The following is a 21,680-nucleotide window of genomic DNA, read 5'->3' on the forward strand; positions in this document are numbered from 1 at the left end:
TTAGTTTTTTTCTTTAAAAGACATTTTAGAAAAAAAGTTGTAAAACGTAACAATCAAAACAAATAGATTATAAATTTCTTAATGGAAATTGAAGTCATAATTATTCTAATCTCAATCATTCTTTCCGCATTCTTTTCGGGAATGGAGATTGCATTTGTTTCCGCAAATAAACTTCATATAGAATTAGAGAAAAAAAGAGAAGGTTTTATTCCTAATATTCTTAATAAAATTACTCAAAAATCATCAAAGTTTATTACCACAATGCTCGTTGGTAACAATATCGCTTTGGTAATTTATAGTTATTATATGGGTAAATTCTTACTAAGGGTACTTCCAATAAATACTTTTAATGATTTTTCTATACTTCTTTTACAAACCATTATTTCTACAATAGTTATTTTAATTACTGCAGAATTTTTACCAAAAGCTATTTTTAGAATTTATGCTAATGAGGTTTTAAAATTATTTGCTGTACCAGCGTATGTTTTTTACGTCATATTTCATTTCTTTTCTGAGTTTATTACCTATATCTCAGATTTTTTTCTTCGAGTATTTTTTAAAACAAATGCAGAAGAACAACAAACAGAATTTAGTAAAGAAGAATTAGGCTATTATATTACAGAACAATTAGAAACAGGTAATAATGATGATGAAGTAGATTCTGAAATTCAAATATTTCAGAATGCTTTAGATTTTCATAATGTAAAAGCAAGAGAGGTTATGGTTCCTAGAACCGAAATTGTTGCTGTAGAACTTCATGAAAAAGTAACCAATTTAAAAAATATATTTATAGATTCTGGTTTGTCTAAGATACTAGTCTATAAATCATCTTTAGATGATGTAATTGGTTATATAAGTGCTTTCGAATTGTTTAAGAAACCAAAAACTATTAAATCTATTTTATTGCCCGTAGAGATTGTGCCAGAATCTATGATGATAAATCATATTTTAAATAGTTTAATGAAAAAGCGTAAAAGCGTTGCTGTTGTTGTTGATGAATATGGTGGTACTTCTGGTATGATCACGGTAGAGGACATTGTAGAAGAGTTATTTGGCGAAATTGAAGATGAACACGATAATCAAGAGTTTTTAGAAAAGAAAATATCTAAAACAGAGTTTAATTTTTCTGCAAGATTAGAAGTAGATTATTTAAATGAAGAGTATAATCTTAACATACCAAAAGCAGAAGCTTACGAAACTTTAGGAGGTTTTATTATAGAACACACAGAAAATATTCCGAAAGAAAATGAAGTGGTTGATATTGAGGATTTTGAGTTTAAAATCCTGAAAATGAGTAGTGCCAAAATAGAAGAAGTCCGCTTAAAAATAGTGGATGAAGATGCTTAAAAACTTGCTATTTATTTATAACTAGCTAGATGCCTAACTACTTGCCACTAATAAGTATAAAATCGGTTGCAATATTAAAACCCAAATCGTATATTCGCCAACTGAAATAAAATAAATTACTTATGGCAATTTTATCAAAAATTAGAGAACGTTCAATGTTCTTAATCATTATAATTGGTTTAGCACTTTTTGCTTTTGTATTAGATCCATCTACTTTAGGTGATTTTTTCAATTCAAGTAAAGTGAATCAAGTAGGTGAAATAAATGGGGAGTCTATATCAAGACAAGAATTTTCTACAGAATTAGAAGCCTACAAGCAACAATCTGGTAATGGAATTTCTGAAATGCAAGCATCTAAAAATGTTTGGGATAATATTGTTAGAAAAAAAATCTATCAAAATCAATTATCAGAAGCAGGAATTTCTGTGGGTGAAGCAGATGTTTGGAATGAAGTTATAAATGCTCCTTCTGTTAAAGATAACCCTCAGTTTCTAAATGAAGCTGGCTTATTTGATGAAGTAAAATTCAAACAATTTTTAGCTGATACAAAAGAAAATAACCCAGAAATGTGGAGTGCTTGGTCTAATTATATGACTCAAATTAGAGATAATGGAGAAAGAAATACATATAATAACTTAGTTACTGCTGGTCTTGGCGCTTCTTTAAAAGAAGGAGAATCTCAATATTTTGCAGAAAACACAAAGTTAACTACTCAGTTTGTATTTGTACCTTATACATCTGTTTCAGATAGTTTGGTTAAAGTTTCTAAAGCAGAAATAGAATCTTATATTAAAGCGAATGAGAATGATTTTAAAGTAGATGAATCTAGAGATATCTCTTATGTAAAATTTGATATTACAGCAACGACTGAAGATGAAAATAATATTAAAGCTGCAGTTGCAGAATTAATTGAAGATTATAAAACTAGCGCTAACGATAGAGAGTTTTTAAGTGAAAATGATTCTGATACAAGTATCGATGACAACTTTAAATTTGAAAGAGAAGTAAATGCTACAATAGCTTCAGAAATTTTTAAAGGAACTAAAGGTGATGTTTTTGGACCCTATAAAGAACAAGGATTCTTTAAAATATCTAAAATTACAGAAGTAACTAGTATGCCAGACTCTGCAAGAGCAAGTCATATTTTAATTCCTTTTTTAGGAGCACAAAGAGTTGCACCAGAAGTTACTAGAACAGAAGCTGAAGCAAAGGTTTTAGCTGATAGTATTTTAACAGTAGTAAAAAGAAATAAAAATAAATTTGCAGACTTAGCTAAAGAACTTTCTTCTGATAAAGGTTCTGGAGCAAAAGGTGGAGATTTAGATTGGTTTACTTATAATAGAATGACACCTGCTTTTAGAGATTTTGTTTTTGAAGGTAGTACAGGTGATATTGATGTGGTTTTAACGCCATTTGGTTACCATGTAATTAAGGTAGATGGACAAAAAAACAAGCAAACAGCTTTAAAGTTAGCTACATTTAGTAAGCAAATAATAGCTTCTGAGGCTACAGAAAATGCAGTTTTTCAAAAATCAGAACAATTTGCTTTATCAACATCAAAAGATAAAAAGTTTTTTGAAATTGCTAAAGAAAATAAATATGTTACAAGACCGGCTATTGGTTTAAAAGTTTTAGATGAAAATGTACCTGGTTTAGGAAACCAAAGACAAATTATTTCTTGGGCTTTTGGTAATGATACAAAACCTGGAGATTTTAAACGTTTTGATTTAGAAGGAAGTCATGTTGTTGCTTTTGTAACAGCTAAAACAGAAAAAGGACTAATGTCTGCTGCCAAAGCTACAAATAGAGTAAAACCTATTTTAGTAAATCAAAAGAAGGCAAAATTAATAGCAGGTAAATTTAACGGAAGTACTTTAGCTGATCTTGCAAAAGAGAACAATACAAACGTAAGAAATGCAAGTGGTGTTAATTTAAAAAGCCCTACATTATCTGGTGCTGGTTCTGAGCCTAAAGTTGTAGGGGCAATGTTTAATGCAGCATTAAATAAAGTGTATAAAAATATTGAGGGTAATAGAGGGGTGTATGCTTTTATTGTAACTAATAAAGAGTTACCAACTGCTTTACCTAATTACGAAGCTACAAGAAAGAGTATTGCTGAAACAAGAAAAAATAAGACTTTTCAAATTTATGAAGCGATTAAAAATGCTTCTGATGTAGAAGATAATAGATCTAACTTATACGTAGGGAACTAAGGTAAGTTTTTATAAAATATTAAAACCGTTCAATTTATTTGAACGGTTTTTTTGTGCATTAGATTTTAAATAATTGATTTTTCATACCGTGTAGAAAGTAACTGTTGTTATTTAAAGGCATTAAAAAGGCAAGTGTGTGTAGCCCTGATTGAAACGGCATCCTTTTTATAGCGTTTATAAATAAGCGTCATTGCGAGGCACGAAGCAATCTGTTTCTAATTATGAGATTACCTCGGTTTACAATAAGTAAACTTTGCAATAACTATATAAAAAGATATAGTGGAAAGCAGGAAATAGCTTCTAATAAAAAAAACCTTCTTGATTGCTCAAAAAGGTTTTATATAAATTAAAAGGTTATTTCTAACCGTTCATAGAGATTAAAAACTCGTCATTATTTTTAGAGAACTTAATTCTATCGTTTATAAATTCCATTGCTTCTATAGGGTTCATGTCTGCAAGATACTTACGTAAAACCCACATTCTTTGTACAGTTTTAGCATCTAATAATAAATCATCACGTCTTGTAGAAGATTTGATTAAATCGATAGCTGGATAAATTCTTCTATTAGAAATATTTCTATCTAATTGAAGTTCCATATTACCTGTTCCTTTAAATTCTTCGAAGATTACTTCGTCCATTTTAGAACCAGTTTCTGTAAGTGCTGTAGCAATAATGGTTAAAGAACCACCGTTTTCTATGTTTCTAGCGGCTCCAAAGAAACGTTTTGGTTTGTGTAGTGCGTTTGCATCTATACCACCAGAAAGTATCTTACCAGACGCAGGTGCTACAGTGTTATATGCTCTAGCTAAACGTGTAATTGAATCTAAAAGAATAACAACATCATGCCCACATTCTACCAAACGTTTTGCTTTTTCTAAAACAATGTTTGCCACTTTTACGTGTTTGTCTGCAGGTTCATCAAAAGTAGAAGCAACAACTTCTCCACGAACATTACGTTTCATGTCTGTAACTTCTTCCGGGCGCTCATCTATCAATAAAACAATTTGATAAACTTCTGGGTGATTGGCTGCAATTGCATTGGCTACATCCTTTAATAACATGGTTTTACCAGTTTTAGGTTGCGCTACAATCATACCACGTTGTCCTTTTCCTAAAGGAGAAAATAAATCGATAATTCTAGTTGATAAAGAGCTTCCTCTTTCTGCTAAATTAAATTTTTCTTGAGGGAATAAAGGGGTTAAGTGCTCAAAAGAAACACGATCTCTAACTAAGTTAGGGTTTAATCCGTTTATTTTTGATACTCTAATTAATGGAAAATATTTTTCACCTTCTTTTGGTGGACGAACATTTCCTCTAACGGTATCTCCTGTTTTTAATCCAAATAATTTAATTTGAGATTGAGAAACATAAATATCATCTGGTGATGATAAATAATTATAATCAGAAGAACGTAAAAAACCATAACCATCAGGCATCATTTCTAATACACCTTCACTTTCAATAATTCCATCAAATTCAAAATCAGGATCTTTATAACGGTTACCAGATTTATTTCCATTACTTCTATTAGAGTTGTTTTTGTCTCTATTTTGGTTTGGATTTTTCTTTGGAAGAGGTTTGTTAGCTTGCGGTTTGTTAGCAGGCTTTTGTTCCTGTTTTTCAATTTGCTTAACAACCCTTTCTTTTGGTGCTTCTGTTTTTGTTTCTATTTTTGCTACCACTTTTTTTGGTGCAGCTTTTCTAGGAATGGGTTTGCGTTGAGGCAGCTTTTCTTGTTTTGGTTTTTCTACTATTTTTTCTTTAGTAGTTTCTGAAATTATTGCCGGAATTATTTCTGGAGTTTCAATTATGCTTGCTGCTTTAGCTGGAGCAGAAACTTTAGAAACTCGTTTTCTTTTAGGTTTTTCAGTTTTTTGTTTTACTTCAGGCTCTTGTTCTGTAGAAGTTGAAATTGAAGTTTCTACAGGGTTTGCTGCTTGTGTATCTAAAATTTGATATACTAAATCTAGTTTTTTAAGTTGACTCGTCTTTGATAGACCAATAGATTTTGCAATTACCTGTAAATCAGCAAGCGTTTTTGCTTTTAGTTCTGAGATTTCGAACATTCGTTATATGTTAAGTTAAAATGTAAATCTTAATTATGTAAGATTAATTATAATATTTTTTGAGTTTGTGTATTGTATATAGTACTATACAATATTCAATGAGTAGTTATTATATTACAAATATATACTTTTTTTTTAAGTTTTAGGTTTTCTTTTTAAAAAAGAAAGTCTTACTTTTGTATTCTTACTTTTTAAGATGATTCAAAGAATACAGAGTATATATTTATTAGTAGCAACTGCCGTTTCGGGAGGCTTGATTTTTGTACTTGATCTTTGGAATAATCTTAAGGAAGAAGTTTATGCAATGGATTTATTTTCTAGGGATGCTGTCCTTTTAAAAATAATTCCTATATTGTTTTTGCTTTCTGCTGTTGTATCTTTTTTAGATATTTTTTTATTTAAAAATAGAAAATTACAATTTGTAGTTGGGCGTTTAGTTATTTTGATCAATCTCTTTTTACTAGGATTATTGATTTATGTATCTCTGACTTTACCTGGAGAAATTTCGATTTCGGAGAAAGGTATTGGGATGTTCTTACCAATTTTGGTTGTTTTGCTTATTGTTTTGGCAAATAAAGCTATTAAAAAGGATGAAGATCTTGTAAAATCTGTAGATAGATTGCGATAAACCTAACATATTAGTATATTTAGTGCGAAAAAAAAACCGAGAATTTATTTCTCGGTTTTTTGTTTTATATCTTATTGTGTTTAAATGTTATTCTAATATTTAAATTGTATTTTTAAATAATAAAATATTTAAATTATTGTTATTTATAACTAGATGACTTACAGTGTTTTGTGTGATGTGTCTCACTGTTTTCAGGGAGTAGTCTCACTGTTTTCAGGGAGGTGAAAATTTCACTGAAAATGGGTATTGTATAGTTCTAATTAGTATTCTAAATTTGTAATGTAATAATGAAAGAAAAGATATACGTTCACGTAGCTGATGATCATAAGATATTAATAGAAGGTATCATCGCTGTAATAAATACTGATAATGATATTGAGATTAAAGGTTATTCTTTAACAGGGCAAGAAGTTATTGATTGGTTTCATCAAAAAGAAAATTCTGCAGATGTTTTAATACTAGATATTACGATGCCTGTTTTAGATGGTTTTGAAGTTTTAAAACATTTTAGAAAAAAAAAGATAGATCAAAAAGTAATTATATTATCTAGTTATGATGATCTTAAAATTGTTCAAGAAGTTTTAACCCTTGGTTGTAAAGGTTATATTTCTAAAAACAATGCAGGTGAGCATATTATAAATGCTATAAAAGCAGTTGCTAGAGGAGAACAATATTTTAGTAATGATATTCAAAAGATTTTATTACAGTCTTTATCAGGTCAAATAGTGCCAAAAGGAGAATTGCCAGATAAATACTTGTTAGAGAGTTTAACAGAAAGAGAATTGGATGTTTTAAAGTTGATAACAAAAGAGTATAGTACCATAGAAATGGCAGACCTAATGAATCTTAGTACTAATACCGTTGAAACGTATAGAAAAAGTTTGTTAAAAAAATTAAAAGTTAAAAATGCAGTAGGCTTAGCAATGTATGCGGTAAAAAACAATATAGTATAATTCTTATTCCCCCTAAAATAACTATTTATAAACTTTGATTTTGTAAAAAAAAACGTCCCCTAAAAGGTTTTATAGTTGTTTAAGAAATATTATTTGTCGCATACATTTTAGCCTTACTATTTAAATATAAAAACACCCCTTATATCTAATTAAAATAACTATCAATCCATTACTATGAAAAATTTAAACTTATTTGTATTATTAGTGTCTGTAGCGCTTGTTTTTTCTTCTTGTTCAAACAATGAAACTCAATTACCAGAAGAACAATCTTTAGATTTATTAAAAACATACACCATAAAAAGAGACGCCAGTGGAGCTTATTCTGTTGATTTTGATTTAAATGATAATGCCAAAACAGAAACGGTAATTGATAAAAGTATTAATAATATTTTTTTATATTCGTCGGATAGTGAAACAAGTAGAAAAACTACGCAAAATTTAGTTATTGATAATTCTGAATTAATTGTAGGCTTTGTAGATACAAGTTCAGAGAAGTCTCCTAAAATTATCATTAAAGATACCAATATAAGATTGGCAAAAAGTTCTAATGATAAATTAAAGGAATACAGTATTAAGAGTAACGAAGATGGTACTTACAGTTTAGATTTTTCTGTATTTGAAAATGTAAGTGTAGATTTTGTTTTTAATGAGGATATTAAAACTTATGAAATTCATTTGGAGGATGGAAAAGAAGGTAAGACCAATTTTTCTAGAATTTTAGAAAAAGAAGAAGGAAAAGCTTTAAAGTTTGATTTTGTGAATCACATTATTAATTCTCAAGCAAAAAGTGAATCTACTACTATAGAAAGAAAACCAAGAGGTATTATTATTTAATTTAAAGTGAAATTTTGAAAATTCAATTATTACTGATAGTTTTTTGTTTACTATCAAACCATTTTTTTAAATATAAAAAAAAAGAAGTTGTATCTAATGCAACTTCTTCTTTTGTTATACAAGCAGATACCCTCTCTTCTGATTACCTTAAAGCCAAGGAATATTTTGATAATAAGAAGTATACAAATTCTTTAAAGTTAGCTTTAAAAATTGTTGATAACAAAAGTAATTTGTATTCTAAAGATAATATATTAATCAATTATTTAATAGCTAATATATTTTTTTCAACAAAAAATAATCATAATGCTATTAAATATTATAAGAAAACAATTAGTTACATTGAAAAATATCCTAGGACTGATAAAAATTATGATAATTTAAAGTCGGAATATGATTTTAATGAAAATAATATTTTAGCCGAAAGCTTATTGAGTTTAGGTAGTTCTTATTATAGATTAAATAATGTTAATAATTCAGAAACTCATAAAGATAGTGCCTTGTATTATTATAGGGAAGTGGATAGGATAGGGGTTCTGAATGATAATGTTTATAAAGTAAAGTCTAGGGCTTATACAAATATTTCTGCAATTTATATGAACGATAGTATTTATGATAAAGCAAAGTATTTTGCTTATAAAGCTATAGATATTCATAAAAAATTAAACAATAAAGTAAATGAAGCTGCGGCTTTAGGAAATTTATCAAGTATTTATTTGTCTCAAGGTAATTTGGATGAAGCAAAAAAAATTTATTTTGAAGCTTTAGATTTAATTAGAAATTTAAAAACTACGAAAGCTGTAAAAGTTAAAGAAGATTTATACTATAATCTAGCTTATAATTTATACAAGTTAAAAGATTATAAAGCTTATAATTTTCAAGAATTATCCTACAAAATTAAAGATAGTTTACGTGATAATGAATTTAGAGGTATGATTTCTGAAATTACTGAAAAGTATAATTTTGATGTAAAAAAGAATTTATTACTTAAAGAAGCCGAAAATCAACAATTAAAAAATCAACGGACTTTTTGGTTATTTGGTATTGGTAGTTTTATTGTAATTGTTACTTTATTATATGGGTTGAATTATTATAAACTTCGTCAAAAGAATTTAGGATTACAATTAACGCAAACTCAATTAGTTCAAAATCAGAATTTAGAGAAAATAAAATCTGAGTCTCAGGTTAGAATTTTAAATGCAACTATAGATGGTAAAGAATCCGAGCGCAAACAAATAGCAGAAACTTTACACGATAGCGTAAGTGCACTTTTGTCTTCTGCAAACCTTCATTTACAGGCTTCTAGAGGTTTGTTTAAGGAAGAAACTCCAGTAGAGATTAATAAAACACAAAAAATTATAATGGAAGCTTCTCAAACTATTAGAGATTTATCTCATACATTAGTTTCTTCGGTGTTGTTAAAGTTTGGGTTAAAATACGCCATAAAAGACATGGCAGATAAATATTCTAATTCTCAAATTAAGATTGATACAAGAATAGGTAAAGTTGTTAGATATGAACAAAACTTTGAAATAAAAGTATATAACATCATTCAAGAATTTATTAATAATATTTTAAAGCATAGTAAAGCAGAAAAAGCTATGATTAAATTAGATGAATCTGGCGGTCTCTTGTATCTAAGAATTTCAGATGATGGAATTGGTTTTGATAAAAACAAGATTATAAATAAAGATGGTCTTGGTTTAAATCAAATTGATGCAAGAATACAAATGATGGAAGGAGAGTTTCATATAGATTCTAGTAAAAAAAATGGAACTGTTATTAAAGTTGTTTTACCTATTTTAGAAAAAGAACCAATTAACCTCGTTTAGCAAGTTCTATAATTTCCATATTTTTTATCTCACCATTGTCTAACTCAAAACGCAACATGGTTCTTACTTTATGAAAACCATGGTTTCCTGCTGCACCAGGGTTTAAGTGTAGTAAGTTTAGTTTTTTATCAAACTGTACTTTTAAAATATGAGAATGCCCCGAAATAAATATTTTAGGAGGGTTTACTTTTATTTCTTCACGAATTCTTAAGTCGTATCTATTAGGGTAACCACCAATATGTGTCATCCAAACAGCTACTTTCTCAACCTCAAATTTAGCGTCTAAAGAAAACTCAGATCTTGCATCCGCACCATCAATGTTGCCAAAAACAGCACGTAAAGGTTTTAGTTTCTTTATAGTATCTGTTACGTCTAAATTACCAATATCTCCAGCGTGCCAAACTTCGTCTGCTTGTTTAACAAACTTTAAAATTTGAGTATCTATAAAACTATGAGTGTCAGATAATAATAGTATTTTTTTCATGGAAACAAATAGTAAGAAAAGTTTAACGTCTCTATTAGCTTCAAATGTAATCATAACAAAATAAATTCCGTAATTTTGATGGCTACAAAAACATATTTTCTTGAGGTATTTTATAGAACTTTCTTATAACGGAAAAAATTATCATGGTTGGCAAATTCAGCCAGATGTTATTTCTGTACAAGAAAAATTGAATAAAGCTGTGAGCACTATTTTTCAAGAAAAAATAGAGGTAGTTGGTGCAGGAAGAACAGATACAGGAGTTCATGCGTCCCAAATGTTCGCACATTTTGATTTAGAAAAAGAATTAAAAGGAGATATTCCTCATAAATTGAATTCGCTTTTGCCTTTAGATATCGTTGTGTACAATGTATTTGCAGTTGATGATGAAAAACACGCTCGTTTTGGAGCACTTAGCAGAAGTTATGAATATAAAATATGGTTAGGTAGAAATCCTTTTCTGTTAGATTTTTCTTGGCAAATTCATTCTCAGGGTTTAAATATAGATTTGATGAATGAAGCTGCAAAACTATTATTAGAATATACAGATTTTCAAACCTTTTCTAAGGTAAAGACAGATGTTTACACGTATAATTGTGATGTTACAGAAGCTGTTTGGAAACAAAACGGAAAGGAATTGGTTTTTTATATTACTGCAAACCGTTTTTTAAGAAATATGGTGAGAGCAATTGTGGGGACTTTAGTTGATGTTGGTTTAGGTAAAATAACAAAAGACGATTTTAGAAAAATTATAGAGAGTAAAAATAGAGGGAATGCAGGTCTTTCCGTTCCTGCAAAGGGGTTGTTTTTAACACAAATAAAATATTAAATTTTGGCAAATAAAACAGGTAAAACTTTCGATTTACAAATTTTTTTAAGATTAATGTCTTATGCAAAACGCTATAAATTAAACTTTTTTATTGCGGTTTCTTCCACTATTATTCTAGCTCTTGTAGCTTTACTGAATCCTTATTTAATAAAAGAAACTGTAGATAAATACATTACAGAAAAAGATACACAAGGTCTTATTAACAATGTTCTTTTAATGTTTGTTGTGGTACTTATTGAAGCATTACTACGATTTACATTTATCTATTTTGCCAATTGGGTTGGCCAGCATATTATTAGAGATATTAGAGCAAAAACTTTTAGACATATTTTACAGTTTAAAATGTCTTATTTTGATACAAATTCTGTAGGTAAATTAGTCACAAGAGTTGTTTCTGACATAGAAACTATTGCTGCTTTTTTTAGTAGTGGAGTTTTTACCATTGTAAGCGATATTTTACAAATGTTTGCTGTTGCTGTTTTAATGTTTTATCTTAATTGGAAACTGGCTTTAATTGCGTTAGCGGTTTTACCAATTTTAATTTATGCGACTAATGTTTTTCAGAAAGCAATAAAAGCAACCTTTCAGGAAGTAAGAAATCAAGTTGCAAATTTAAATGGTTTTGTTCAAGAGAGAGTTGCAGGAATGAAGATTGTACAACTCTTTAATAGAGAGAAAGTAGAGTATAAAAATTTTATGGATATCAATAATAAGCACAAAGATGCTTATGTAAAAACCATTTGGTATTTTTCAATTTTCTTTCCTATTGCAGAAATTTTATCATCAATAGGTATTGGTTTAATCGTTTGGTTTGGAAGTAAACAAATTATTGGGGGGGCAGTTCCTGGTCCTGGAACGGTAATGGCTTTTGTACAAATGGCACAAATGTTATTTAGACCTTTACGACAAATTGCTGATAAATTTAACCAATTACAAATGGGTATTGTGTCTGGAGAGCGAGTTTTTAAAGTGATTGATACACAAAGTAGTATTGTTAAAAACGGAACCGTTATAGCAAAACAATTAAAAGGCGATATCTGTTTTAAAGATGTTAGATTTAGTTATATAAAACAGGAAGAAGTTTTAAAAGGAATTTCATTAGATGTAAAAAGCGGACAAACGGTTGCCATTGTTGGCGCAACAGGAGCAGGGAAATCTACAATTATTAACTTAATAAACCGGTTTTACGAAATAGACAGTGGTACTATTTGTGTTGATGATGTTTCTATTGATGAATATGATCTAGAAAGTTTAAGAAATCAGGTTGCTGTGGTTTTACAGGATGTTTTCTTATTTTCAGATTCAATTTTAAATAACATTACGTTAAAGAATAATAAAATTTCTTTTAAAGAAGTAGAAGAAGCTGCAAAGCAAATAGGAATTCACGACTTTATAATGACACTTCCTGGAGGTTATCAATATAATGTAAAAGAACGTGGTGCCATGTTATCTTCTGGCCAACGACAATTAATTGCTTTTTTAAGAGCTTATGTTAGTAAACCAAGTATTTTAATTTTAGATGAGGCTACCTCTTCTGTAGATTCTCATGCAGAACAAATGATTCAATATGCAACAGAAACGATAACAAAAGGAAGAACTTCTATTGTAATTGCGCATCGTTTAGCAACCATAAAACAAGCGGATAAGATTATTGTAATGGATAAGGGGCTTATTGTAGAAGAAGGAACTCATAACGAATTGTTAGATAGGGAAGAAGGGTATTATAAAAATTTGTACGATAAACAATTTAGTCTAGAAAAAGCATCTTAAAGTTAGTTTTTTTGATATACATTTGTAGTTCAAACAAACAAATCAAAAAAATGAAAAAAATCGTATTATCTGTATTAGTTGCAGGTTCTTTATTAGCAACGTCTTGTAAAGAGGCAAAAAAAGGAGCATTAGATTTAAAAGATGCAACAGTAGAAACAGCTGGTAAAGCTGCAGACGCTACAACAGAAGCTGCTGGTACAGTAGCAAATGAGGCAAAAGAAGCAGCAGGTGCTGTAGTAGAAGGAGCAACTGACGCTGCAAATACTGTTGTAGATGGAGCAAAAGAAGCTGCTACTACAGTTGCAGATGGAGCAACTGATGCTGCAAATGCTGTTGTAGAAGGTGCTGAAAGTGCTGTAGAAGGAGTTAAAGAAACTGTTTCTGGAGCAAAAAATTCTGCATTAGCAGGAGTTACTATTCCTAGTTTTTCTAACGAAGCTGTAACAGAAAACTTAACTCAATATGCTGCTTATGCAAAAAATTATATTGCTGCTAATGGTAATTTAGCAAAAATAACTGCATTAGCGCCTAAAGGAGCTGCTTTATTAGCAAAAGGAAAAGAGTTAGCATCTAAATTAGATGTTACAGAAATGGCAAAATACAAAAGTGTATTATCTGCAATCCAATCTAAAATGGCTGCTTCTAAATAAGTAAAGTTATTTTTAAAATTTAAAAAGGTTCTCTATTTAGAGAACCTTTTTTTGTAAAATAGTAAAGTGTAAAAGTATTTATGTAAAATCTTTTCTAAGCTTTTCGTTTAGATCATTATGGTCAGAATAGAGCTCAAAACCTCCATCTTTTATATAAGATATTTCTCCTGTTTCTTCTGAAACTAATAAACAAACAGCATCTGTTTTTTCAGAAACACCTATTGCAGCTCTGTGTCTTAAGCCAAATCTTGCAGGTATTTTTGTACTGTCTGAAACGGGTAAAACTACACGTGTTGCAACAATATAATTATCTCTAATAATTAACGCTCCATCATGTAAAGGACTGTTTTTATAGAAAACACTTTCTAAAATAGCTACATTAACTAAAGCATTCATTGTATCGCCAGTGTTTATTAAAAAGTCTAAAGCATTTGTACGTTCAATAACAATTAAGGCTCCTGTTTTTGTTTTAGACATTTTTTTACAAGCGTCTAAAATTGTTTCTGTATCAATTTCTGAACTAATTTCTGTTTGTAAAAACTTTAGTTGTTTTAAAAAACTTCGTTTATTGGTAAAGTTTGTAGTACCGATCATCAGTAAGAATTTACGTATTTCTTGTTGAAATACAATAATTAAGGCAATAACTCCACCAGAAAGTAAGTAGCCTAAAATACCACTTAGCATTTCCATTTTTAAGGCTTGGGTAATTTTCCAGATTAAGAAAATAAATGCAATACCAATAACTATATTAATAGCAACTGTACCTTTTAATAGTTTGTAAATGTAGTAGAGTAGTGTTGCAACTAATAAAATGTCTAACACATCTAATAAAGAAAATTCAATAAAGTCGAACATGAAAACGGACTGATTTTAGGCTAAAGTACTAATAAATTTACTGATTATAGTATCAGTTATTAATTTCTGTCTCGGATAATAAAAGCGGATATTTTTCTCGAATTAATTTTATTTTTTCTTGAATGTTTTTATCACTGTTGTTAGAGGTATTGAAGTCTTCTAATAGGCTCTCATAATTTCGGTTGTGTAACTTAACTGCTAATTTATTTCGTAAATGTGTGTATGCAGAATTTAAAATGTTTAACGAAGAAATATAGGTTTCATAATTTATTAACCGGTCTGTTTTTATAGATATAATTGCTTTGGATGGATGATCTGATGATGATTTATCTCTTTTTCCTGTACACCAATCACAGTTGTTTTTGTTGATGTCTAAACCGCCACCATTATCTATAAAGTTAATCGCAATTTGTTTTAACTCTTTTAATTGAATTATTTTTCCGTCTACAAATAATTGATTGTTTTTGTTGATGTTTACTTCTAAGATATTCCTTTCATTGATATCTAAATCTGTTGGGTTTTTTTGCTTTTCCGGAATTTTCCTTGCTATTCCTGAATCAACGGTCATTGTTGTGGTTACTAAGTAGAAGATTAATAATAAAAACGCAATGTCTGCCATAGAGCCTGCGTTAATTTCTGGAGATTCTTTTCTACTCATAATTTCTAGTTATTAAAAGTTAATAAATGGGTTGTCTATCCGAATTATTTCGAATTGATTTATTAAAGTTTGATTAGGTAGATTTTTGATGTTAACATTTATTTAACAAAAAGAATGCCAGGTATCTTTATGTTAGCTAGTTGAAGTAAATAGATTTAAGAGGTGTCTTTAATTTTTCATTTTATTTATTAAATTTTTGTTAGTAAGGCAGAAAAGGCATGCTATGATTTTCCTTCTTGTATTTTTGTTTTAGTAATAATAAATTAATGTTAACAGGTTTTAAACTGTTGCACTTCACATTAAATGACTACTAATAATTGTGTATAAATAGTTCTTAGTATTATATAATTCCTCCCTTTTGTATTTTTTCTATTATTGTTTCAGATAGCGTTTCAAGTGTATTGTAACTAGCGTAATTAATAACCTTTTACAGGATTTTTTAGTTCTTTTTTTTTAGATTGATGAAAAAAGGATAAGTGTATTTGCTCATGTTTTATATAGATTTTACTGCTGAAGTTTAAATTGTTATTAAAACAAAATAGATTCGTTAAAGGTCAAAATATCATCTAAATGATATATTTCTCCCTGATAGAATTTTACTGTTTGGTTATTCTATTGAGCTCGATTAAAGTGATTATTTGAACCTTTTTTTACTCTTTTTCGGAATATAAAAAAGGAGTGCCTTTCGACTACACCCAAGATAAACTACAAGCGGGATTAGCTTCCAATAAAAATGATTATTTTTGTCACTAATTAAAAGAATAAATAGTTACAAAAACACATATTTTATGAAAGCATATATTTTTCCGGGTCAAGGAGCGCAATTTACAGGAATGGGATTGGATTTATACGAAAAGTCTGCATTAGCGCAAGAATACTTTGAAAAAGCAAACAAAATTTTAGGATTCTCGATTACAGATATTATGTTTGAAGGAACTGCTGAGCAATTAAAAGAAACGAAAGTTACGCAGCCAGCAATCTTTTTACACTCTGTAATTTTAGCGAAAGTTTTAGGAGATTCTTTTCAACCAGAAATGGTTGCAGGACACTCTTTAGGAGAATTATCTGCTTTGGTTGCAAACGGAGTTTTAACTTTTGATGATGGTTTAAAGTTGGTTTCTAAACGTGCTTTAGCAATGCAAAAAGCATGTGAAGCAGCTTCTTCTACAATGGCTGCTGTTTTAGGATTGGCAGATAATATTGTGGAAGAAACGTGTGCAGAAATTGATGGAGTAGTGGTTGCTGCAAATTACAATTGTCCTGGACAATTAGTTATTTCTGGGGAAATTGCTGCAGTTGAAAAAGCGTGTGAAGTATTAACAGAAAAAGGAGCAAGGAGAGCCTTGTTATTACCTGTTGGTGGAGCATTTCACTCACCAATGATGGAGCCTGCAAGAGCTGAATTGGCTGCTGCAATTGAGGCAACTGATTTTAGCACGCCTACATGTGCTATTTATCAGAATGTGGTAGCAAAAGCAGTTACAAGTCCAGATGAGATTAAAGAAAATTTAATTGCTCAATTAACTGCGCCAGTAAAATGGACGCAATGTGTACAAGCAATGATTGCAGATGGAGGAACTGAATTTATTGAAGTTGGACCTGGTAAAGTTTTACAAGGTTTAATGCGTAAAATAGATAGATCTGTTGCTGCTAGTGGAGCAAATTTACCAGAATAAATTTCAAAGAATTATTTATAATTTAAAAAACGAACTCGTAAGAGTTCGTTTTTTTTATGTGTTATTTTGAGGTTTCGTTAACTATATGAATATAGAATCGTTTCAATGTTTTATATTCGAAGTTAAGTTTTTAAAAAATTTAGAAACAAACTAAATTATTTTTGTTGCTGATGTTTCTAAGGATCTGTTTCTTTATTTTAAAACTATTTATTAATTGAAATGGATTTATAATTCTTTCCTTGCCAAGAATCTTCGTCTATCATTTTTTTATCAATTTTAGCAACCATTTCAAAGTTTTTTAGTCCGTTCCATTTTGGTGCTATTAATAAGTCAATAGGAGCTTGACTGATAAAACGTTCTATCACAATATCTGGTCTTAATAATGCTACGAACTCGGTTATAAATTGAATATAGCTCTCTGGAGTAAAAAGCTGAAAATCTTCTGGGTTTCGATTGTATTGAGAGACCATGATCGATTTTTTTACAATTTGTAAATGGTGTAATTTTAAGGAGTCAATAGGTCGTTTAGAAATTTCAATAGCGTGGTTTAATAAGTCTTCTTTGGTTTCTCCTGGTAAACCCATAATTAAATGGGTACCTAAATGAAAACCTCTGTTTTTACATTTGTTAAAAGTAGCAACAGTGTCATCATAGGTATGACATCTGTTTACTTTTTTTAATGTTTTATTTAAAGTGCTTTCCACACCAAATTCTAGAGAAATAAAATATTTTTTTGATAGAAAAGATAGGTAATCAATAACTTAATCAGAAATACAATCGGGTCTTGTGCCAATAACCAAACCAACTACATTTGTTACACTTAAAGCCTCGTCATACATTTTTTTTAACGATTCAAAATCTGAATACGTATTTGTGTATGCCTGAAAATACGCTAAGTATTGTTGTGTTTTATATTTGGTAGCAAATCTAGAAACACCTTCTTCTAACTGTTGTTTTATGTCTTTTGTTGGTTGGCAATAATCAGGGTTAAAAGGTGTTGTTATTGCAATAGGTACAACCTCTGTATTGTCCTGATATAGGTTGACCTTTTTTTAGGTTAATTTATACCGTTCAAACTATTTTTTTAGCCGTTTAGAAGGCAAAAAATATTTTGAACTATGTTTGTTTTTAAATTGTAAGTTCCGTCAAATTTACATTATTTTTTCGATAGGATTTGTATTTGATGTTTGGATTTAAATGTACTTCAGCTGGTTTTCTTAATTCTAGGCTAAAATGTGTTCTTAAATTGTTGTAAATATATACAGCTTGTTTAGCTGATTTTTGAGCAATAAGAGTGTTTTTAAGGCAGTTTCTAAGTCCATATTCATATTTCAAAGTTCTATTGATTCTCTCAGCAATAGCGTTTTCATATGGATCATATTGCTCTGTCATGCTCATTGTTATTCCATTACTTTCAGCAAACAGGGTATATTCTGGGCAACAGTATTGCATACCTCTGTCAGAATGATGAATCAACTTTTTCGATGGATATTTTCTATTTTTTAAAGCCATTTTTAAAGCATCTTTACAGAGTGATACCCTCATATGGTCATCTAATTTATATCCCATAATTTTCTTAGAGTATGCATCGGTTACAATTGCTAAATAGTTGTGTCCTTTTTCTGTTTTAATGTATGTAATATCGCTTACCCAAAGTTGTTCGGGTCTAGTAGGTATTTTGTTTTGAATGAGGTTTTTATATTTTTTAAATAGATGATTAGAGTTTGTGGTAGTTATGTAGTTTTTGAGTTTAGGGACGAGTAAATTATGCAGTCTTAATACATCAAAAAACTTATCTCTACCGATTTTAATTCTTTGTTCTATCAACTGATTTTTAAGTTCTTTATAGAGTTTTTTACCCCCAGTTCTGGAGCTTACTTTTTTACGATATTCTTTGACCATCGTAATTATTTTAGTGTCGTTTATCGCTTTACTTTGTTTTACTTTTTCTCTTTTGTAAAAGGCTTGTTTACTAATCCCAAAACATTGATAGAGCCATTTTCTTTTAAAATTTTTTTCTTCTTTAGTTCTATCTCTTTTGCTAATGTTTTGGGTAGCGACTTTTTTGACAAATCGACGCCAGTAATGATTTCCATATCAGCAATAATATCTTGCTGAAAGTCCTTTACAAACTCCAGTTCTTCAATACGTTCCTTTAGTTTTTTAATTTCGTCTAGTTTACTCATACCTTTATTTTGTTGAGCTAAGGTACTATATTTTCTAATCCAATATGAAATAGTAGTTCTAGGAATATCGTATTTTATGGAAGCAAAGTTTGTAGAGATCTGACCATTTTGAATTTGGTCAACGACGAATAATTTGAGTTCTAAAGTTACTTTTTCGTAGCTTTTTTTTCGCCAGTGTTCTTTTTGTGTTTTCATAAGTGACTATAATTAAATGTTTAATTTTTAGTCAACCTATTTCAGGACGCTTCACTCCGTAACCTTTAGATCCATCTCTATTAGGACAAGAAAACCCAATGTCTAATGATGTTTTTTAACTCTTTCGCCGAAAGTTAATTTAATAAATGATGAATAATCTAAATAGCGTTTCCCAGAAAATTTCATAAAAAATACCTTTAAGAAATAATATAAATAATAAGGTTATTGAAAGAAGGTGTGCTAAAAAAAAACTCCAATTTTAATAATTGGAGTTTTTTAGTTTTGAATTTATTTTTGAGCTAGTTGCCATTTCCATGAAGACGCTAATGCTTCTTCTAGAGTCTGTTCTGTTTTCCAGTTTAACTCTTTGTTTGCAATGGTAGTATCTGCATAAGCAGCAGTAATATCTCCTTCTCTTCTTGGAACAATTTTATAATTTAATGGTTTTCCAGATGCTTTTTCAAAAGCTTTAATTACTTCTAAAACAGAACTTCCTTTTCCTGTACCTACATTAAAATATTCAAATGCTTTTTTATTGTTCTTTTTAATCAAACGCTGTAAAGCAGCAATATGTGCTTTTGCTAAATCTACTACGTGAATATAATCACGAACAGCAGTACCGTCTACAGTATCATAATCATCACCAAAAACAGATAATTCGGCACGCATACCTGCTGCAGTTTGTGTAATATAAGGAATTAAGTTTTGAGGAACGCCTAAAGGTAATTCTCCAATTTTAATTGATGGATGCGCTCCAATTGGGTTAAAGTATCTTAAAGCGATAATGTTTAAGTTATGTGCTCTACTAGCGTCACTTAAAATTTCTTCACCAATTTGTTTTGTGTTTCCATACGTAGATTCAGCCGCTTTTACAGGTGCATTTTCTGTAATAGGTAATTCATCTGCTTGCCCATAAACTGTACAAGAAGAAGAAAAAATAAAATTGTCTAATTTTCTATCTCTCATTTCTTGTAATAAGTAGATAAGAGAACCTAGATTATTTTCATAATAATCTAAAGGTTTGTGCATGCTTTCTCCAACTGCTTTAAACGCAGCGAAGTGAATAATTCCATCTACTTTGTTATTGTCAAAAAAGTTTTTTACATCACTTTTAATTCTTAAATCAATTTGATGAAAATCTGGTTTAACACCTGTTATAGATGTTATGTTGTCTAAAACATTGATAGATGTATTAGATAAATCATCAATAATTACTACTTCAAAGCCTTCATTTTGTAACTCTACTACTGTGTGAGAACCAATAAAACCTAATCCTCCTGTTACTAATATTCTTTTCATTATGTTGTTTTAGTTAACGAAATCTAAAATCGTTTTTGTTATAAATGTAAGTTGTTCTTTATCTAGTTCTGTATGCATTGGTAAAGAAATTACAGTCTTTATCAATTCGTTTGTTACAGGGAAATCACTTTCTTTATAACGGGCGTCGGCATACGCTTTTTGAGAATGCAGTGCAACTGGATAATAGATTGCATTCGGAATTCCTTGTGCTAACAAATGTTTGTGTAAATCATCTCTTTTGCCATTTGTAATTTGTAATGTATATTGATGAAAAACATGGCAATCACAAGTGTCGCAAATTTCTCCACATGCGCTTGTTGTTGGCGTAATAATATGTTCTGAAACAGAAAGCGCTTTGTTGTAAAAACGAGCAGCATTTCTTCTAGCTTCACAATACGTATCTAATAAAGGTAGTTTCGCTTTTAGTACTCCAGCTTGTATAGAATCTAAACGAGAGTTTACACCAACTACATCATGATAATAACGTGTGTACATACCGTGATTTACAATACCACGAATGGTATGTGCTAATTCATCATCATTGGTGAAAATGGCTCCACCATCACCATAACAACCTAAGTTTTTAGAAGGGAAAAAAGAAGTTGTACCAACGTTTCCGATAGTTCCTGCTTTCTTTTTGGTTCCGTCTTTAAAGGTGTAATTAGCACCAATTGCTTGTGCATTATCTTCAATTACAAAAAGATTATGTTCTTTTGCTATTTCCAGAACAGCATCCATATTTGCTACTTGTCCGAATAAATGAACAGGTACAATGGCTTTAGTTTTTGGAGTGATGGCTCTTTTTAAAGCTTCAATATCTATGTTGTATGTTTCTGCATCTACATCTACCAAAACAGGTGTTAGTCTTAACAATGCAATAACTTCTACGGTTGCAGCAAAAGTAAAATCTGCGGTAATCACTTCATCACCTTGTTCTAAACCTAAACCCATCATTGCAATTTGCAATGCATCGGTTCCGTTTGCACAAGGGATTACGTGCTTTACGCCTAAATATTTTTCTAAATCTGCTTGAAACTCATGAACCAAAGGTCCGTTGATATATGCTGAAGTATTTAAAACTTGTTCTATAGAAGTATTTACAGCTTCTTTTATTTGTTGATATTGACCTTGTAGGTCAACCATTTGAATTTTTTTCATATAAAAAATTTTGCACCTCAAAAATACAAAATGTCTTTCATTTTCTTTGCAG

Annotated in this window: 19 protein-coding genes; 10 read left to right on the plus strand and 9 right to left on the minus strand. The window is 29.8% G+C overall.

What is annotated here, in order from left to right; translation table 11 throughout:
* The first annotated feature begins 81 nt into the window (after positions 1 to 81).
* Both GQR92_RS15620 and GQR92_RS15625 read left to right on the plus strand, forming a co-directional pair.
* On the plus strand, positions 82 to 1,347 hold the full coding sequence (locus tag GQR92_RS15620; protein ID WP_158841141.1) for a hemolysin family protein: 1,266 nt from the start codon (positions 82 to 84) through the stop codon (positions 1,345 to 1,347).
* A 122-nt stretch (positions 1,348 to 1,469) separates the two neighbouring features.
* Positions 1,470 to 3,560, plus strand: a complete 2,091-nt coding sequence (locus GQR92_RS15625; RefSeq protein WP_158841143.1) for a peptidylprolyl isomerase — start codon at positions 1,470 to 1,472, stop codon at positions 3,558 to 3,560.
* Positions 3,561 to 3,920: 360 nt separating this feature from the next.
* On the opposite strand, the gene rho is transcribed toward GQR92_RS15625, so the two are convergent.
* The gene (gene rho, locus GQR92_RS15630) at positions 3,921 to 5,627 is read right to left on the minus strand and encodes a transcription termination factor Rho (RefSeq protein ID WP_158841145.1); all 1,707 of its coding nucleotides are present in this window, start codon (positions 5,625 to 5,627) and stop codon (positions 3,921 to 3,923) included.
* A gap of 196 nt (positions 5,628 to 5,823) precedes the next feature.
* On the opposite strand from rho, the gene GQR92_RS15635 reads away from it, so the two are divergent.
* The 4 genes from GQR92_RS15635 to GQR92_RS15650 all read left to right on the plus strand — a co-directional run bounded on the left by GQR92_RS15635 (position 5,824) and on the right by GQR92_RS15650 (position 9,871).
* Positions 5,824 to 6,255, plus strand: a complete 432-nt coding sequence (locus tag GQR92_RS15635; protein ID WP_158841147.1) for a DUF4293 domain-containing protein — start codon at positions 5,824 to 5,826, stop codon at positions 6,253 to 6,255.
* 287 nt (positions 6,256 to 6,542) lie between these two features.
* Positions 6,543 to 7,208: a response regulator transcription factor gene (locus GQR92_RS15640; RefSeq protein WP_158841149.1), complete on the plus strand. Its 666-nt coding sequence runs from the start codon at positions 6,543 to 6,545 to the stop codon at positions 7,206 to 7,208.
* Positions 7,209 to 7,382: 174 nt separating this feature from the next.
* Positions 7,383 to 8,042: a hypothetical protein gene (locus tag GQR92_RS15645; protein ID WP_158841151.1), complete on the plus strand. Its 660-nt coding sequence runs from the start codon at positions 7,383 to 7,385 to the stop codon at positions 8,040 to 8,042.
* Between the two features lie 14 nt (positions 8,043 to 8,056).
* Complete coding sequence (locus tag GQR92_RS15650; RefSeq protein ID WP_158841153.1) at positions 8,057 to 9,871, plus strand: tetratricopeptide repeat-containing sensor histidine kinase; 1,815 nt, start codon at positions 8,057 to 8,059, stop codon at positions 9,869 to 9,871.
* Here the strand turns inward: GQR92_RS15650 and GQR92_RS15655 are convergent.
* On the minus strand, positions 9,858 to 10,355 hold the full coding sequence (locus tag GQR92_RS15655) for a metallophosphoesterase family protein (RefSeq protein ID WP_158841155.1): 498 nt from the start codon (positions 10,353 to 10,355) through the stop codon (positions 9,858 to 9,860). The genes GQR92_RS15650 and GQR92_RS15655 overlap by 14 nt on opposite strands.
* A 100-nt stretch (positions 10,356 to 10,455) precedes the next feature.
* Here GQR92_RS15655 and truA point away from each other — a divergent pair, with 100 nt between their 5' ends.
* The 3 genes from truA to GQR92_RS15670 are packed head-to-tail and all read left to right on the plus strand — an operon-like array spanning position 10,456 to position 13,601.
* Positions 10,456 to 11,181, plus strand: coding sequence for a tRNA pseudouridine(38-40) synthase TruA (truA, locus tag GQR92_RS15660; RefSeq protein WP_158841157.1), 726 nt, complete (start codon positions 10,456 to 10,458; stop codon positions 11,179 to 11,181).
* A gap of 3 nt (positions 11,182 to 11,184) precedes the next feature.
* Positions 11,185 to 12,951, plus strand: coding sequence for an ABC transporter ATP-binding protein (locus GQR92_RS15665; RefSeq protein WP_158841159.1), 1,767 nt, complete (start codon positions 11,185 to 11,187; stop codon positions 12,949 to 12,951).
* Positions 12,952 to 13,001: 50 nt separating this feature from the next.
* Positions 13,002 to 13,601 (plus strand): hypothetical protein, encoded by a 600-nt coding sequence (locus GQR92_RS15670; protein ID WP_158841161.1) that lies wholly within the window; start codon positions 13,002 to 13,004, stop codon positions 13,599 to 13,601.
* A gap of 78 nt (positions 13,602 to 13,679) precedes the next feature.
* On the opposite strand, the gene cdaA is transcribed toward GQR92_RS15670, so the two are convergent.
* Together cdaA and GQR92_RS15680 are read right to left on the minus strand one after the other, a co-directional pair.
* A complete protein-coding gene (gene cdaA, locus GQR92_RS15675) occupies positions 13,680 to 14,456 on the minus strand; it encodes a diadenylate cyclase CdaA (RefSeq protein ID WP_158841163.1) in 777 nt (258 codons plus the stop codon).
* A gap of 52 nt (positions 14,457 to 14,508) precedes the next feature.
* Positions 14,509 to 15,114 (minus strand): ExbD/TolR family protein, encoded by a 606-nt coding sequence (locus GQR92_RS15680; RefSeq protein ID WP_158841165.1) that lies wholly within the window; start codon positions 15,112 to 15,114, stop codon positions 14,509 to 14,511.
* Between the two features lie 788 nt (positions 15,115 to 15,902).
* Between GQR92_RS15680 and fabD the strand changes: the two genes are divergently transcribed.
* The gene (gene fabD / locus GQR92_RS15685; protein ID WP_158841167.1) at positions 15,903 to 16,790 is read left to right on the plus strand and encodes an ACP S-malonyltransferase; all 888 of its coding nucleotides are present in this window, start codon (positions 15,903 to 15,905) and stop codon (positions 16,788 to 16,790) included.
* A gap of 203 nt (positions 16,791 to 16,993) precedes the next feature.
* Here fabD and GQR92_RS15690 read toward each other — a convergent pair whose 3' ends face one another.
* From GQR92_RS15690 to GQR92_RS15710, 5 genes are all read right to left on the minus strand, one after another.
* Positions 16,994 to 17,548 (minus strand): radical SAM protein, encoded by a 555-nt coding sequence (locus GQR92_RS15690; RefSeq protein ID WP_368074183.1) that lies wholly within the window; start codon positions 17,546 to 17,548, stop codon positions 16,994 to 16,996.
* A gap of 370 nt (positions 17,549 to 17,918) precedes the next feature.
* On the minus strand, positions 17,919 to 18,836 hold the full coding sequence (locus tag GQR92_RS15695) for an IS3 family transposase (protein WP_158842205.1): 918 nt from the start codon (positions 18,834 to 18,836) through the stop codon (positions 17,919 to 17,921).
* Positions 18,731 to 19,171: a helix-turn-helix domain-containing protein gene (locus tag GQR92_RS15700; RefSeq protein WP_158841171.1), complete on the minus strand. Its 441-nt coding sequence runs from the start codon at positions 19,169 to 19,171 to the stop codon at positions 18,731 to 18,733. Before GQR92_RS15700 ends, GQR92_RS15695 begins: the two co-directional genes overlap by 106 nt.
* Before the next feature lie 288 nt (positions 19,172 to 19,459).
* Positions 19,460 to 20,470: a UDP-glucose 4-epimerase GalE gene (gene galE / locus GQR92_RS15705; protein ID WP_158841173.1), complete on the minus strand. Its 1,011-nt coding sequence runs from the start codon at positions 20,468 to 20,470 to the stop codon at positions 19,460 to 19,462.
* 9 nt (positions 20,471 to 20,479) lie between these two features.
* Complete coding sequence (locus GQR92_RS15710; protein ID WP_158841175.1) at positions 20,480 to 21,628, minus strand: DegT/DnrJ/EryC1/StrS family aminotransferase; 1,149 nt, start codon at positions 21,626 to 21,628, stop codon at positions 20,480 to 20,482.
* Between the last annotated feature and the right edge of the window lie 52 nt (positions 21,629 to 21,680).

It is taken from the genome of Polaribacter sp. L3A8, from assembly GCF_009796785.1.
Lineage (GTDB): Bacteria > Bacteroidota > Bacteroidia > Flavobacteriales > Flavobacteriaceae > Polaribacter.